This is a genomic window from Bradyrhizobium sp. USDA 4449 (assembly GCF_054056275.1).
The window spans coordinates 2,315,138-2,330,292 of the sequence record NZ_JBSRYD010000001.1; the positions used below are offsets into that span (position 1 = coordinate 2,315,138).

The window sequence follows — 15,155 nt, forward strand, 5'->3', positions numbered from 1 at the left end:
AGCTACCCGCTCCGTCCCATCCCCTCGTTGAGCAGGCACGCCACCTGATGCCCGTCGCCGGTATCCTTCAGCGCCGGCCGCTCGGTCCTGCATCGCTCCATCGCAAACCGGCAGCGCGTGTGAAAGGCGCAGCCGGGCGGTGGATTGACCGGGCTCGGCACGTCGCCGTCGACCAGCGGCGCGAGCTTTTTCGCGAGCGGATTGGCGATCGGCACGGAGGCGAGAAGCGCCTGCGTGTAGGGATGGCGCGGATTGCCGAACAGCTCGTCCTTGCCGGCGATCTCGACGATGCGGCCGAGATACATCACCGCGACGCGGTGGCTGATATGGGCCACCACCGCGAGGTCGTGCGCGATGAAGAGATAGGAGAAGCCGTGTTCACGCTGCAAATCGACCAGCAGGTTGATCACCTGCGCCTGGATCGAGACGTCGAGCGCTGACACCGGCTCGTCGCAGACGATCAGCCGCGGCTCCAGTGCCAGTGCCCGCGCGATGCAGATGCGTTGGCGCTGGCCGCCGGAAAATTGATGCGGAAAGTTGCGCATCTGGTCGGGCCGCAAGCCCACCTGCTCGAACAGCTTTGCGACGCGCACCTCCAGCGCCCTGCCGGTGGCAAGACCATGCACGGCCAGCGGCTCGCCGACGATGTCGCCCGCGGTCATGCGCGGATTGAGCGAGGCAAACGGATCCTGGAAGACGATCTGCATCGAGCGGCGATGCGGGCGCAGCGCGCTCTTGGACAGATGCGTGATGTCCTCGCCGCCGAGGCGGATCTTGCCGGACGTCGGCTCGACCAGCCGTAGCACGCTGCGCGCCACCGTCGACTTGCCGCAGCCGGATTCGCCGACGAGACCGAGCGTCTCGCCCGCGCCAAGCGAGAACGAGACGCCGTCGACGGAATGCACGGTGCCCACCTGCCGGCGCAGCACGCCGGCGCGCACGGGATAATGCTTCTTGAGATCGGTAACTTCGAGCAGCACTTCAGTCATGCCACCTCCGCCACATCGGCCGCGCGCCAGCAGGCGGCGAGGTGGCCGCCGCCCCAATCCATCAGCGGTGGATATTCCTCGCAGCGCTTGATGGCGAGCTTGCAGCGGGGCGCGAAGGCACAGCCCTTCGGCAGCCGCACCAGCGATGGCACCGTGCCCGGAATTTCGTTCAGCCGCTCCTGTGCGGCGACGCCTGATGCCGGCACCGCGGGGATCGAGGCCATCAGACCGCGCGTATAGGGATGCTTCGGCGCGGCGAACAGCGCCTCGACGCTGGCTTCCTCGACTTTTCGTCCCGCATACATCACGATCACACGCTGCGCGGTCTGCGCGACGACGCCGAGATCATGGGTGATCAGGACGAGGCCGGTGCCGAGCTCCTTCTGGAGATCGAGGATCAGCGCCAGGATCTGCGCCTGGATGGTGACGTCGAGCGCGGTGGTCGGCTCGTCCGCGATCAAAAGCGCCGGCCGACACGCCAGCGCCATCGCGATCATGGCGCGCTGGCGCATGCCGCCGGAGAGCTGGTGGGGATACTCCTGCGCACGCCGCGCCGGCTCGGGAATGCGCACCAGCCGCAGCATCTCGACGGCAATGTGTCGGGCTTCTTTCGACGAGATGTTCCGGTGCAGCCGCACCGCCTCCACGATCTGGTCGCCGATCCGCATGACGGGATTGAGCGAGGTCATCGGCTCCTGAAAGATCATGGACATGCGATTGCCCCGGACCTTGCGCATCTCCGCCTCGTCAAGCGCCAGCAGATCGGTGCCTTCGAGCGTGACGGAGCCGCCGACGATGCGCCCGGGAGGATCGGGCACCAGCCGCATCATTGACAGCGCAGTGACGCTCTTGCCGCAGCCGGATTCGCCGACGATGGCGAGCGTCTCGCCACGGCTTACGGTGAAGGAGACGTCGTCGACCGCTTTGAAAAGACCGGAGTTGGTGAAGAACACCGTCTTGAGGTTCTTCACATCGAGCACGATTTTGGAGGTATCAGCCATCAGCCGCGCTGCCGGGGATCGAGGATGTCACGCAGCGCGTCACCGAACAGGTTTGCTCCGAACACCGCGAGGCTGATCGCGATGCCCGGGAAGATCACGAGCCACGGCGCGGTCCGGACATATTCGGCGGCGGATTCCGACAGCATGCGGCCCCAGGATGGATAGGGCTCGGGAATGCCGAGACCCAGAAAAGAGAGCGAGGCCTCGGTCAGAATGGTCGAGCCGAGCTGGGCGGTCGCGAGCACGATCAGCGGCGCCAGCGTGTTCGGCAGCACGTGACGAAGCGCGATACGTACCTCGCTCATGCCGATCGATTTCGCGGCTTCCACGAACGGCAGCTCCCGTAGCGCCAGGGTGTTGGCGCGGGTGACGCGCGAAACGGTCGGGATCAGCGGAATGGCAATGGCGAGGATGACGTTCGGCAGCGACGGACCGAGTGCCGCCGTCATGATCAGGGCCAGCACCAGCAGCGGCAGTGCCTGCAGGATATCGGACACGCGCTGGAACACGAGGTCGACCCAGCCCGAGAGGTAGCCGGAGGTGAGGCCGACCATGACCCCGAGCGTGCCGCCAAGCGCGGTCGAGCCGATCCCGACCGCGAGCGAAATTCGCGCGCCATGGATGATGCGGCTGAACACGTCGCGGCCGAACGAGTCCGTGCCCATCCAGTGCGCGAGACTCGGACGCATCAGCGCGTGGGCGGAATCGACGCTCAGGGGATCGTAGCGCGCGATGAAATCGGCGAAGATGGCCGTCAGCACGAACAGCGTCATGATGAAGAGTCCCGCCGCGCCCAGCACGTGCCGCTGTGCCAGGAACAGCACCCGCCGCCAGCCGCCGGTCGCATGCGCGCCGGCACGCCGGAGTTCAACATCGTAGTCGATTGCGGCCATGCAAGCTCTATCTTCTCCCTCTCCCCGCTTGCGGGGAGAGGGTTGGGGTGAGGGGGGCGCTCCGAGGGGGAGGTGGGAGTCGGACTCGCGGAGACTCCCCCTCACCCGGATTGCGGCGCAATCCGACCTCTCCCCGCAACCGGGGCGAGGTGAATGGGACTGCGCACGCCTCGTGAACAACAATCATGAATCAATCCGTATATCTTATGCGGGGATCGAATACCGCGTACAGCATGTCGACGATGAAATTGGCGCTCACCACCACGACGGCAATCAGCATCACGAGGTTCTGCACGATCGGATAATCGCGCCAGCGAATCGCCTCGACCAGGAAGCGCGCGACGCCGGGAATGTTGAACACGGTCTCCGTGACGATCAGGCCGCCGATCAGGAACGCCGCCTCGATGCCGATCACGGTGATGACGGGCAGGATCGCGTTCTTCAGCGCGTGATGATAGTTCACGGCGGCATCGGACGCACCTTTGGCACGCGCGGTGCGGATATAGTCCTGCCGCAGCACCTCCAGCATCGACGAGCGGGTGATGCGCATGGTCAGCGCCGCGCTGCGGAAGCCCACGGCGGCCGCGGGCACCGCGTATGTCGCGAACGCCTCGAGCCAGGTCCGCGGATTCGGATTGAAGATCGGGATCTCGCCGAACATCGCCACCGCGGCGGTGAGAATGAGCAGACCGAGCCAGAACGAGGGCAGCGACAATCCGCTCAGACTCACCACGCGCAGCGCATAATCGAGCCGCGTGCCTTGCTTGACCGCGCTGATGACGCCCAGGGGAATGCCGATCGAAGCCGAGAACAGCAGCGCAAGACCAGCGAGCCGCGCCGTGATCGGGATCCGCGGCAGGATCTCCTGGAGCGCCGGCTTCTCGGAGACATAGGAGTAACCGAGATCGCCGTGCAACAGGCCGCTGATCCAGTGCAGATATTGCATCACCAGCGGCTGGTCGATGCCGAGCTGCTTCTCGAGATCAACCTTGTCGGCCGGATCGACGTAGCCGGCCGCGGCAAACAGGATGTCGACGATGTTGCCGGGAACGATGCGCAACAGGAAGAAGATGACGACCGAGATCCCGAACAGGGTCACGAGCATCAGGAACAGGCGCCGCACCAGATAGGCAAACATCCTTCGCCCTCCGCGAGCCGCTGCTACAGGTTAGCGTAAAGTGCGTCGCGGTTTTCCGACAAGATCATGCTCAAACCAAAACCGCCTTCAGCCTGACATGCTACTTGTCGAGCCACACATCCTCGAAGCGAAAGCCGTTATAGGAGCTGTTCGACATGATCGTGATCCCCTTGACATAGGGCTGCCAGCAGGTGCCGGCCCGCGCATGGAAGATGATCGGACGGGCGACATCCTCCTGCAGCTTCCTGTCGATGTCCCAGACCAATTGCTTCCGCTTGTTGATGTCGATCTCCTGCGACTGCACGTCGAAGAGCTTCTCGATCTGCTTGTTGCAATAGTTGGTGTAGTTCCGCTCCGAGCCGCAGGAATAGTTCTCGTAGAAGGACTGGTCGGGATCGTCGACGGAATTGCCGGTCAAATTGAGACCGAGCATGTAGTCCTTGCGCGCCACTTTCGGGAACCAGTTTGCGGTCTCCACGACGTCGAGTTCGCCGTCGATATAGATGCTCTTGAGCTGGTCGATCAGGATCACCGCGGGATCGCGATATTCCGCGAGATTGCGCGTCGAAACCTTCACGGCGAGATGCTTGTCGGGGCCATAGCCCGCCTTCTGCATCAGCTTCTTCGCTTCCTCGCGATTCGCATTCACGTCCGGGCCGTAGCCCGGAATCGTCTCGAGCTTGTCCTTGGGCATGCCCCAGATGCCTTGCGGCGGCGGCAGCATGGTGCCGCCGATGTCAGCCTGGCCTTCGAACAGGATGTCGATGAACGCCTTGCGATCGAGCGCCAACGACATCGCGCGGCGGATATCGATGTTGTCGAATGGTGGGGAGCTCGAATTGACGATGATGTTGGTCGAGACGTTGGTCGGCTCGACGACGCAGACCGCGTTCGGCGCCTGCGACTTGATGTCCTTCAGGAGCGGGATGGTGATATGGGTCGGAAAAGTCATATCGAACTTTCCGGCGACGAAGGCGAGGATCGCGGTCGAGCGGTTCGGGATGATCGTGTACTCGATGCCGTCGACATAGGGCAGACCCTTCTTCCAGTAGTCCGGATTTCGCGTCAGCTTGATGGATTCATTGGCCTTGAACTCGAGGAATTTGTACGGCCCGGTTCCGATCGGATGGGTGCGCATGTCCGCCGGCGAGACGTGACAGGGATAGATCGGCGTATAACCGGAAGCGAGCATCGCCAGCAGCGATGGCTGCGGCCGCTTCAGGTCGAAGGAGACCTCGAAATCGCCGTTGGGCGTGACGTCGTTGACCTCGCTGTACCAGGCCTTGCGCGGATTCTGCCGCAGCTTCTGCTGCGATTTGCCCATCAGGAGATCGAACGTGCACTTGACGTCAGCCGACGTGAACGGCTTGCCGTCATGCCATTTGACTCCCTGTCGGAGCTTGAACGTCAATTTCTTGTTGTCGCTGCTCCATGACCAGCTTTCGGCCAGCTCCGGTCTGAGGGTATCAGGGCTGTTCTGCGCGATGTGCTGATCATAGATGACGAGATTGTTGAAGACCCCCATGAAGGGCACGTTGACCGAATAGGTCGCACCCTCGAGGATGGACGCGTTCGCCGGGCTGTCACGGTGATATATCCGCAGGATGCCGCCCTGCTTGGGCTCGCCTGCGAATGTCATGGTCGAAAACGCCAGCAAAGATAGCGCCGCCGTCGCGGCAAGCGCCCACACGCTCCGCATCCTCGTCCTCCCTGGACACCGGCCATTAGTGGCCTGTTTGACCTCACGATAGCCGAGGCGCGTGGAGGGAAGCAACCGGCCAAGGCGTTTTAGAGCCTTGGCAATTGGGATGACGGTTCGCTCCCTCGCCCCGCTTGCGAGGAGAGGGTCGGGGTGGGGCGATGACAACAACAGTCGGACGCGCGGAGGTTCCCCCTCACCCAATCGCGCTCAAGGCGCGCATTCCGGCCTCTCCCTGCACGCGGGGAGAGGCGAAGAAGGCTCACACAATCCGCGACGTCTTGTTGCCCCAATACCGGTCCCGCAGCAGCCTCTTGTAGAGCTTTCCCGTCGGCAGCCGCGGCAATTCCTTCTCGAAATCGACCGAGCGCGGCACCTTCTGCCGCGACAGCGACGCTCCGCAGAAGGCGATCAGCTCCGTGGCGAGCGCGTCATCAGGCATCACGCCCGGCATTGGCTGCACCACCGCCTTCACCTCCTCGCCGAGATCGGCGTTCGGCACGCCGAACACGGCGGCGTCAGCGACCTTGGGATGGGTGATCAGCAGATTCTCGCACTCCTGCGGATAGATGTTCACGCCGCCGGAGATGATCATGAAGGTGGCGCGGTCGGTGAGATACAGGAAATTGTCGTGGTCGACATAGCCGACATCGCCGACCGTGCTCATACTGCCGTCGGCCGAGCGGGCCTCCCTGGTTTTGTCGGGGTCGTTGAAATATTCGAACGGCGATCCGGTCTTGAACCAGACCTGGCCCGGCGTGCCGGTCGGACAGGGCTGCATGTTCTCGTCGAGAATGTGGAGATCGCCCAGCAGCACCTTGCCGACGGTGCCGCGATGGCTGAGCCATTCCTCGCTGTTGCAGGCCGTGAAGCCGAGGCCTTCCGTAGCGCCGTAATATTCGTGGATGATCGGCCCCCACCATCTGATCATGTCGTCCTTGACCAGCGCCGGGCAGGGCGCTGCGGCATGGATCGCGATCTCGAGCGATGACAGGTCGTAGCGGCGGCGCGCCTCCTCCGGCAGCTTCAGCAAGCGCGAGAACATCGTCGGCACCAGCTGCGTGTGCGTGATGCCCCATTGCTGGACGAGTTGAAGGTAACGCTCGGGATCGAACGTCTCCATGATAATCGCGGTACCTCCCATGCGGATGGTGAGATTGACCGCAGCTTGCGGCGCCGAGTGATACAGCGGGGCGGGCGACAGATAGACCATGCCTTCGCGGTAGTGCCAAAGTTTTGTCAGGAAATCGAACAGCGGCAGATTGTGCTTCGGTGCCTCCTCCGGCAGCGGCCGCAAAATGCCTTTCGGCCGTCCCGTCGTGCCCGACGAATAGAGCATGGCGGTGCCGAGCCATTCGTCCGCAATCGGCGTCCTCGGCAGACCGGCGGTGACATCGGCAAGTCCCACGATCCGGTCACTCTCGCCCGGTCCGTCGGCGACGATGCAGAGCTTGATATCAGGGCAGGCCTGGATCGCCTCGCGCGCAATGTCGAGCTTTGCAGCGGACGTGATCAAGATTTTCGACTGGCTGTTGACCAGGAGATAAGTGAGCTCGCCCGCCGTCAGGAAGGAGTTGATGCAGGTGTAGTAGAGCCCCGAGCGCTCGCCCGCGCTGCAGGCTTCGAGATAGCGCGAATTGTTCTCCATGAAGATCGAGTAGTGGTCGAGCCGCTTCAATCCGTGCTTCCGGAACAGGTGGGCCAGCCGGTTGCTGCGTGCATCGAGCTCGCGATAGGTGACGGCCTCGCCGGTTGCCGCCATGATGAAGGCGGGCTGGAGCGGGCGCAGGCGGGCATGCAGGCCTGGGTACATCAGAGCTCCGGGTTTGACATCATGCGGCGAGATCGAGGATTTCACGCACCTCGGCCGGGCTCTCGATCTTGCGCGGATTGTGCGGGATCCAGTTCGTGCGCATCGCCTGTTCCGCGATGACGTCGAAATGCTCCGGAGAGACGCGCATTTCGGCGAGCCTGCGCGGCATGCCGAGCGAGCGGATGAAGGCATCGAGCACGTCGGCGGCATTGTGCCCGGGGAAACCCATCGCGGCGGCGGCGATCATCTGGCGCTCGGCGTTGGCGCTGGCATTCCAGCGCATCACCGCCGGCAGCATGATGCAGGAGGTGTAGCCGTGCGGCACGCCGAAGGCGGCACCGAGCACATAGCCGATGCCGTGGCTCGCCCCCATCGGCACGCCGGCCGCGAGCGCGCCCATGGACAGCCAGGTGCCGATCTGGGCATCCATGCGCGCGTCGAGATCGGTGGGGTCGGCCTTCACCCGCGGCAGCGCGTCCGCGAGCATCGCGAGCCCTTTCACCGATTGCGCGTCGGCATAAGGGTGGGTCTCGTGCGAGCAGATCGCCTCGACGCAATGATCGACGGCGCGGATGCCGGTGGACAGAAACAGCCATTCCGGCGTGTGCATTGTGATGGCAGGATCGAGGATGGTGGCGCGCGGCACCGTGAGCGGATGCCGCAGCATCTGCTTCACATGCGTTCTGCCGTCGGTCACGCCAGCGATCGATGAGAACTCGCCGCCGGCGATCGTGGTCGGCACGCTGATCTGACGCACCTTCGGCGCTGTCATCTCTGGTGTGACGCCCCTGTGCACGCGGATGCGGTCGATGCCTTCGATCGTGTCGATGCCATTGGCAAGGCAGAGCTGCACCGCCTTGGCGCCGTCCGTGATCGAGCCGCCGCCCACGGTCACGATCAGATCGGCGCCCGCCCCGCGCGCGGCATTGGTGGCGGCGATCACCGCTTCGCGCGGGGTGTGGGGCGGCATCGCATCGAACAGCCCGGCGCAGCGCGGCCCGAGTGCCTGGACGATCTTTGCGATTTCGTCGGTCTCGCGGTTCAGGGTGCCCGAGACCATCAGGAAGGCACGCCGTGTTCCCAGCCGGTCCATTTGCGCGACGATCGCGTCAGCCGCCGGATGGCCGAACACGACCTCCTCGATCGCACCGTAGACGACACGTCCCTGATGCACGCCTGTCCTCCCCGGACAATTCGTCTTGTTTTGTAAGGACTAATCTAGCTGAGCATCCGCCGCCCGTCATGTGCGAAGACGCTGGCTCCTTCTTACCCCCTCCAGGGGACGGTCGTGAATGCCGCTGCGCCATTGCCAACCTAACGTTGACCGATCGCCGCCGTCGCCCATCTCTTCGTGTCAACCCGCCATCCGGCCAGGGCACCGTTCCAGTCCCTGCGCATCCTTTGGTCTTGAAGAGTTCATCAACTCCAACCATCTTGGAACGCCCGCGGGTAAAGGCGTACCCTGCCTTTTCCGCGGCTTTTGAGGCGAGGACTTCGGATGACCGGACCGGACGGAAGCGAGCGACTTGTCAAACAGCACGATTTCGTTCAACCGAGGCACCCTGCGGTAGCTTGCCTCCTCGCCGCCGCCTTCGCGCTCAGCGGCTGCGGCCAGCCGGCCTCGCAAGCGGCCGCGCCGCCGCCTCCGCCTGTTACCGTCGCCCAGCCGGTCAAGCGCACCGTCACCGATTGGGACGAGTACACCGGCCGCTTCGAGGCGGTCGAGGAGGTGCAGGTGCGCCCCCGCGTCGGTGGCTTCGTCAACTCCGTCGAATTCCAGGACGGCGCGATCGTGCATCAGGGCGATCTGCTCTATGTGATCGATCCCCGCCCGTTCGAGGCCGTGGCCGAGCAGGCGGACGGCCAGCTCTCCGACGCCCGCGCCAAGGTGGAGCTCGCCAAGCGGGAGCTCGATCGCGGCTTGAACCTGGTGCAGACCAGCGCGGTCTCCGAGCAGGCCGTCGACCAACGCCGCCAGGCTTTGCAGGCCGCGCACGCCGCCGAGACCCAGGCCGAGGGTGCACTGAAGGCCGCCAAGCTCAACATCGAATTCACCCATGTGACCGCGCCGATCACCGGCCGTGTCAGCCGCCATCTCGTCAGTCCGGGCAATCTCGTGCAGGGCAGCGACGCCGGCTCCTCCACCTTGCTGACCTCGATCGTGACGATGGATCCGATCTACATCTATTTCGACATGGATGAGACGACCTTCATCAAATACAGCAAGCTGTGGTTCGAGGGTAAGCGCCCAAGCTCGCGCGACACAGCGAACCCGGTGCAGGTCACGCTCGCCGGCGAAACGAAGCCGTCGCATGACGGCTCCATCAACTTCCTCGACAACCGCCTCGATGTCTCCACGGGAACGCTGCGGAGCCGCGCCGTCGTCAAGAACACCGATCTGTCGATCCTGCCCGGCCAGTTTGGCCGCGTCCGCCTGATCGGCAGCGCACCTTACGAGGCGCTCTTGATCCCGGATGCCGCGGTCGCGACCGACCAGTCGCGCAAGATCGTGTTCGTGGTGAAGCCTGATGACACCGTCGAGGCGCGGCCCGTGGTGCTGGGGCCGCTCGACGAGGGCCTCCGCGTGATCCGCGAAGGGCTGAAGGCCGAGGACCGCGTCATCGTCAACGGCATCCAGCGGGCCCGCGTCGGCGCCAAGGTCGCCCCGTCTCCCGCGCCAGCGCCGGCCGGTGGCAAGGCTGGTGACAAGTCATGAATCTTGGTCGTCTGTCCATCAACCAGCCCATCCTCGCGATGGTGCTGTCGATCGTGCTGCTGATCGTCGGTACGCTCGCTTACTCGACGCTGCCGATCTCCGAATATCCGCAAGTGGTGCCTCCAACCGTCGTCGTCACCACGCAATATCCGGGCGCCTCGGCGCAAACCGTGTCCGACACCGTCGCCGCTCCGATCGAGCAGCAGATCAACGGCGTCGAGGACATGCTGTATCTCTACAGCCAGGCGACCTCGAACGGCCAGCTCACGATCACCGTCACCTTCAAGCTCGGCACGGACCTGGATAAGGCCCAGGTGCTGGTGCAGAACCGCGTTGCGATCGCACAGCCGCAGCTGCCTGACGAGGTCCAGCGCAACGGCGTCGTCACCCGCAAGAACTCGCCCGACATCCTGATGGTCGTGTTCATGTTGTCGCCGGACGACACGTTCGACCAACTCTATATATCCAACTACGCGCTGCTGCAGGTCCGCGACCAGCTGCTGCGCATCGACGGCGTCGGCGACATCCAGATCTTCGGCGCGCGCGACTATTCGATGCGGCTGTGGCTCGATCCTGACCGCATCGCCAATCTCGGCCTGACCTCGACCGAGGTGCTGGCCGCGATCCGTGCCCAGAACGTGCAAATCGCCGGCGGCCAGATCGCCGAGCCGCCGATCGCCGACCGCGCCTTCCAGCCCAACCTCGTCTTTACGGGGAGGTTGAAAGACAAGAAACAGTTCGAGGACATCCTGATCAAGGCCGGCTCCGACGGCCGCACCGTGCGTTTGCGCGACGTCGCCCGCATCGAGCTCGGCGCGCTCGCTTATTCCACCAACAGCTTCCTGCTGCGCAAATCCGCAGTCGCCATGCTGGTGACGCAGCGGCCGGGGTCGAACGCGCTCGCGACGGCAAAGAGCATCTCGGACACGATGGAGAAGCTCAAGACGAGCTTCCCGAAGGGCCTCGACTACAACATCGGCTACAACCCGACCGAGTTCATCGCACAGTCGGTCCACGAGCTGATCAAGACCATCTACGAGGCGATGCTGCTCGTGGTCGTCGTCGTGTTGGTGTTCTTGCAGGGCTGGCGGCCTGCGATCATCCCCATCATCGCGATCCCGGTCTCGCTGGTCGGCACCTTCGCGGTGATGGCTGCACTGGGCTTTTCCATCAACAACCTCACGCTGTTCGGCCTCGTGCTCGCGGTCGGCATCGTCGTCGACGACGCCATCGTCGTGGTCGAGAATGTCGAGCGGCATCTCGAGCACGGCCTCAGCCGGCGCGACGCGGCGTTGAAGACCATGGAAGAGGTCGGCGGCGCGCTGGTCTCGATCGCGCTCGTGCTGTGCGCGGTGTTCGTGCCGACGGCGTTCCTCGGCGGCATCTCCGGGCAGTTCTTCCAGCAATTTGCCGTCACCATTGCGGTTGCGACTGCGATCTCCTGTTTCTGCTCCCTGACGCTGTCGCCGGCGCTGGCCTCGCAGATACTCGTCCCGCACGAGGAGAAACGGCCGCCAGCCGCCTGGAATCTGATCGCACGCGCCTGGGGTACCTTCACCGCCGCCTTCAACCGCGTGTTCGACCGATTGGCGCACGGCTATGCCGGCGTCGCCAATTTCGTGATCCGGCACGCGGTGGTGATGCTGCTGATCTATGTCGTGTTGATCGGCAGCGCAGGCTGGCTGATCGGGACGACGTCGCAGGGCTTCATCCCCGCGCAGGACCGCGGCTACGTCATCATCTCGGTGCAATTGCCGGGGGCGGCGTCGCTGGCGCGGACCACCGAGATCGTGCGTGAGATCGAGCGGATCTCGCTGGATACGCCGGGTATCATCCGTGTCGCCGCATTCGCCGGCTTCTCCGGCGCCACGCGCACGCAGGCGGGCAATGCCGCCGCGCTGTTTCCGGTGTTCGATGAACCCGAGGCGCGTATCAAGAAGGGACTGACGGCGAATGCCATCACGGCGGAGCTGCGCAAGCGCCTCGCCGCGATCCAGGGCGCCTTCATCATCGTGATCCCGCCGCCGGCCGTGCCCGGCATCGGCACCGGCGGCGGCTTCGCCATCCGCATCCAGGATCGGCAGGGCCGCGGGCCCGAGCTGCTGGCGTCTGCAACCGACGAGCTCGTCGCCGCCGCGCGCAAATCCCCGGCGCTCCTCGGGCCCACGGTGTTCTCGCCGTTCTCGGCCAGTACGCCGCAGCTGTTCGTCGACATCGATCGTACCAAGGCGCAAAAGCTCGGAGTGCCGATTGCGAACATCAACGACACGATCCAGACCTATTTCGGATCGACCTATGTCAACGACTTCAACCTGTTCGGCCGAACCTATCACGTCACCGCTCAGGCGGATTTCCCGTTCCGCAAAGAGCCTGCCGATCTCGCGCGGCTGCGCACGCGCAATGCCTCGGGCGACATGGTGATGCTCGGCAGCGTGGTCGACTTCAGGGATGTCTCGGGCCCCGACCGCGTCGCGCGCTACAATCTCTATGCGGCGTCCGAATTGCAGGGCGAGCCGGCGCCGGGCGTGAGCTCGACCACCGCGCTCAACACCATCAAGAAGCTCGCCGACGAGACCTTGCCGAGCGGCTTCTCCTTCGAGTGGACGGACCTGTCCTATCAGCAGATCACCGGCGGCAATGCCGGCCTCTACGTGTTCCCGATCTGCGTGCTGTTCGTCTATCTCGTGCTCGCCGCGCAATATGGCAGCTGGACCCTGCCGTTCGCGGTGATCCTGATCGTGCCGATGTGCCTGCTCGCCGCCACCATCGGCGTCCGCATCATGGGCCAGGACGTCAACATCCTCACCCAGATCGGCTTCGTCGTGCTGGTGGGCCTGGCGGCAAAAAACGCCATCCTGATCGTCGAGTTCGCACGCGATATCGAGAAGGAAGGCAAACCGCGGCTGGAGGCCGTGATCGAAGCCTGCCGGCTGCGGTTGCGGCCGATTCTGATGACGTCCTTCGCCTTCATCCTCGGCGTGCTGCCGCTGGTGATCTCGTCCGGCTCCGGCTCCGAGATGCGTCAGGCCGTCGGCGTCGCCGTCTTCTTCGGCATGATCGGCGTCACGCTGTTCGGCCTCCTGTTCACCCCGATCTTCTATGTGGTGGTGCGGAACCTGGCGGACGGGCGCAACGAGAAGGGGGCGATCTCGTCATCTTGAGGTATTCGCGATACCCATGGGCACGGGCCGTCGTCTTCACTACACTCCGCGCGATTTCAAAACAGAACAATGCTGGGAGATAACAGATGAAATCAGTCCTTTTGGCCGCTGTCGCTACGTCGGCTTTGCTGCTGGCCGCGCCCGCCTCCGCGCAAGGAACGGGACAAGCCGTCAAGATCGGCATCCTCAACGATCAGTCCGGCGTCTACGCCGACTATGGCGGCAAATACTCCGTCGAAGCCGCGAAGATGGCGATCGAGGATTTTGGCGGCGAGGTGCTCGGCCACAAGATCGAGATGGTGACCGCCGATCACCAGAACAAGCCGGATTTGGCCACCTCCATTGCGCGGCGCTGGTATGACGCCGAGAATGTCGACATGATCACGGAGCTGACCACCTCGTCGGTCGCGCTCGCCGTGCAGGAGCTGTCGAAGGAAAAGAAGAAGATCGACATCGTCGTCGGCGCGGCGACGTCGGCCATCACCGGCAGTGCCTGCGTGCCCTACGGCTTCCACTGGGCTTTCGACACCCATGCACTCGCAGTCGGCACCGGCGGTGCGTTGACCAAGACCGGTGGTGATACCTGGTTCTTCCTCACCGCCGATTACGCGTTCGGCTACGCGCTGGAAAAGGACACCAGCGAGATCGTCACGGCCAGCGGCGGCAAGGTTCTGGGCTCGGTCCGCGTGCCGCTCAACTCGTCGGACTTCTCCTCCTTCCTGCTGCAGGCGCAGAGCTCCAAGGCGAAGATCGTCGGCCTCGCCAATGCCGGCCAGGACACCACCAACTCGATCAAGCAGGCGGCCGAATTCGGCATCGTGCAGGGTGGCCAGAAACTCGCCGGCCTCTTGATGACGCTTGCCGAGGTAAACGGTCTGGGGCTCCAGGCGGCGCAGGGCCTGGTCCTGACCGAAGGCTTCTATTGGGATCAGAACGACACGACGCGGGCCTTCTCCGAGCGCTTCTTCAAGCGCACCGGGCGGATGCCGAGCATGATCCACGCCGGCACCTATTCGGCGACGCTGAGCTATCTGAAGGCCGTGAAGGCCGCGGGCACCAAGGACTCCGAGGCAGTGGCCAGGAAGCTCAAGGAGCTGCCGGTCGACGACGCCTTCGCCAAGGGCAAGGTGCTCGAGAACGGCCGCATGGTCCATGACATGTATCTGTTCGAGGTCAAGAAGCCCTCGGAATCGAAGAAGCCGTGGGACTACTACAAGCAGCTCGCCGTCGTTCCCGGCGACCAGGCCTTCTCGAGCGCCAAGGACAGCGGGTGCCCGCTGACGAAGTGACGGTCTCGTCATTCCTCAATGCGAATGCCGCGCTCACGCGCGGCATTTTGTTTATGAGGCAATCCTCACACCAGCCGGTGCACCACCGCACCCAACGCTCCCGCCCACAGCGCAATGGCAGCGATGGCCTGGATCGCAAAGCCCGGACCGCGCTTGGCGGCGGCCCGCGAGTAGCCGACGAAATAGACGATGCGGCCGATGATCCAGACCGCGCCGATGCCGGCCGCGATGGCATCGCCGATATAGATCGCGAACAGCCACAGCGACGGCAGGAAGATCGGCATCCATTCCAGCGTGTTCATCTGAATGCGGAAGGCGCGCTCGAAGTCGGGATGGCCCGACATCGCCGGCACCTTGATGCCGGTCCGGGCCCGCGACCGCGAGACGTTGATGCAGGTGAAGAAATAAAATGCAAGCGCCAGCAGCGTGACGAGGGCGGTGAAATGGTACATCGCG

The 15,155-nt window shown here is 64.2% G+C and carries 11 protein-coding genes; 3 read left to right on the forward strand and 8 right to left on the reverse strand.

The features are described from left to right. Window positions 1–2: 2 nt before the first annotated feature. The 7 genes from ACVIIW_RS10975 to ACVIIW_RS11005 all read right to left on the reverse strand — a co-directional run bounded on the left by ACVIIW_RS10975 (window position 3) and on the right by ACVIIW_RS11005 (window position 8,707). On the reverse strand, window positions 3–989 hold the full coding sequence (locus ACVIIW_RS10975) for an ABC transporter ATP-binding protein (protein ID WP_456700752.1): 987 nt from the start codon (window positions 987–989) through the stop codon (window positions 3–5). Continuing rightward, window positions 986–1,990 carry an ABC transporter ATP-binding protein gene (locus tag ACVIIW_RS10980; RefSeq protein ID WP_456700753.1) on the reverse strand — a complete coding sequence of 335 codons (1,005 nt, stop codon included), beginning with the start codon at window positions 1,988–1,990 and terminating at the stop codon, window positions 986–988. Before ACVIIW_RS10980 ends, ACVIIW_RS10975 begins: the two co-directional genes overlap by 4 nt. Next, on the reverse strand, window positions 1,990–2,883 hold the full coding sequence (locus ACVIIW_RS10985) for an ABC transporter permease (RefSeq protein WP_456700754.1): 894 nt from the start codon (window positions 2,881–2,883) through the stop codon (window positions 1,990–1,992). The genes ACVIIW_RS10980 and ACVIIW_RS10985 overlap by 1 nt, the downstream gene beginning before the upstream one ends. Window positions 2,884–3,073: 190 nt before the next feature. Next, window positions 3,074–4,021 carry an ABC transporter permease gene (locus tag ACVIIW_RS10990; protein ID WP_456700755.1) on the reverse strand — a complete coding sequence of 316 codons (948 nt, stop codon included), beginning with the start codon at window positions 4,019–4,021 and terminating at the stop codon, window positions 3,074–3,076. A 100-nt stretch (window positions 4,022–4,121) separates the two neighbouring features. Beyond that, window positions 4,122–5,720: an ABC transporter substrate-binding protein gene (locus tag ACVIIW_RS10995; RefSeq protein WP_456700756.1), complete on the reverse strand. Its 1,599-nt coding sequence runs from the start codon at window positions 5,718–5,720 to the stop codon at window positions 4,122–4,124. A gap of 262 nt (window positions 5,721–5,982) precedes the next feature. Further along, window positions 5,983–7,533, reverse strand: coding sequence for an AMP-binding protein (locus tag ACVIIW_RS11000; RefSeq protein WP_456700757.1), 1,551 nt, complete (start codon window positions 7,531–7,533; stop codon window positions 5,983–5,985). A gap of 19 nt (window positions 7,534–7,552) precedes the next feature. After that, a complete protein-coding gene (locus ACVIIW_RS11005; protein WP_456700758.1) occupies window positions 7,553–8,707 on the reverse strand; it encodes an iron-containing alcohol dehydrogenase in 1,155 nt (384 codons plus the stop codon). A gap of 324 nt (window positions 8,708–9,031) precedes the next feature. Between ACVIIW_RS11005 and ACVIIW_RS11010 the strand changes: the two genes are divergently transcribed. The 3 genes from ACVIIW_RS11010 (at window position 9,032) to ACVIIW_RS11020 (ending at window position 14,699) form a co-directional block, all read left to right on the forward strand. After that, window positions 9,032–10,249 (forward strand): efflux RND transporter periplasmic adaptor subunit, encoded by a 1,218-nt coding sequence (locus ACVIIW_RS11010; protein WP_456700759.1) that lies wholly within the window; start codon window positions 9,032–9,034, stop codon window positions 10,247–10,249. Further along, on the forward strand, window positions 10,246–13,410 hold the full coding sequence (locus ACVIIW_RS11015; protein WP_456700760.1) for an efflux RND transporter permease subunit: 3,165 nt from the start codon (window positions 10,246–10,248) through the stop codon (window positions 13,408–13,410). The genes ACVIIW_RS11010 and ACVIIW_RS11015 overlap by 4 nt, the downstream gene beginning before the upstream one ends. An 86-nt stretch (window positions 13,411–13,496) precedes the next feature. Continuing rightward, window positions 13,497–14,699, forward strand: a complete 1,203-nt coding sequence (locus ACVIIW_RS11020; protein ID WP_456700761.1) for an ABC transporter substrate-binding protein — start codon at window positions 13,497–13,499, stop codon at window positions 14,697–14,699. Window positions 14,700–14,764: 65 nt separating this feature from the next. Here the strand turns inward: ACVIIW_RS11020 and ACVIIW_RS11025 are convergent, their stop codons facing one another. Next, a complete protein-coding gene (locus tag ACVIIW_RS11025) occupies window positions 14,765–15,151 on the reverse strand; it encodes an MAPEG family protein (RefSeq protein WP_456700762.1) in 387 nt (128 codons plus the stop codon). Between the last annotated feature and the right edge of the window lie 4 nt (window positions 15,152–15,155).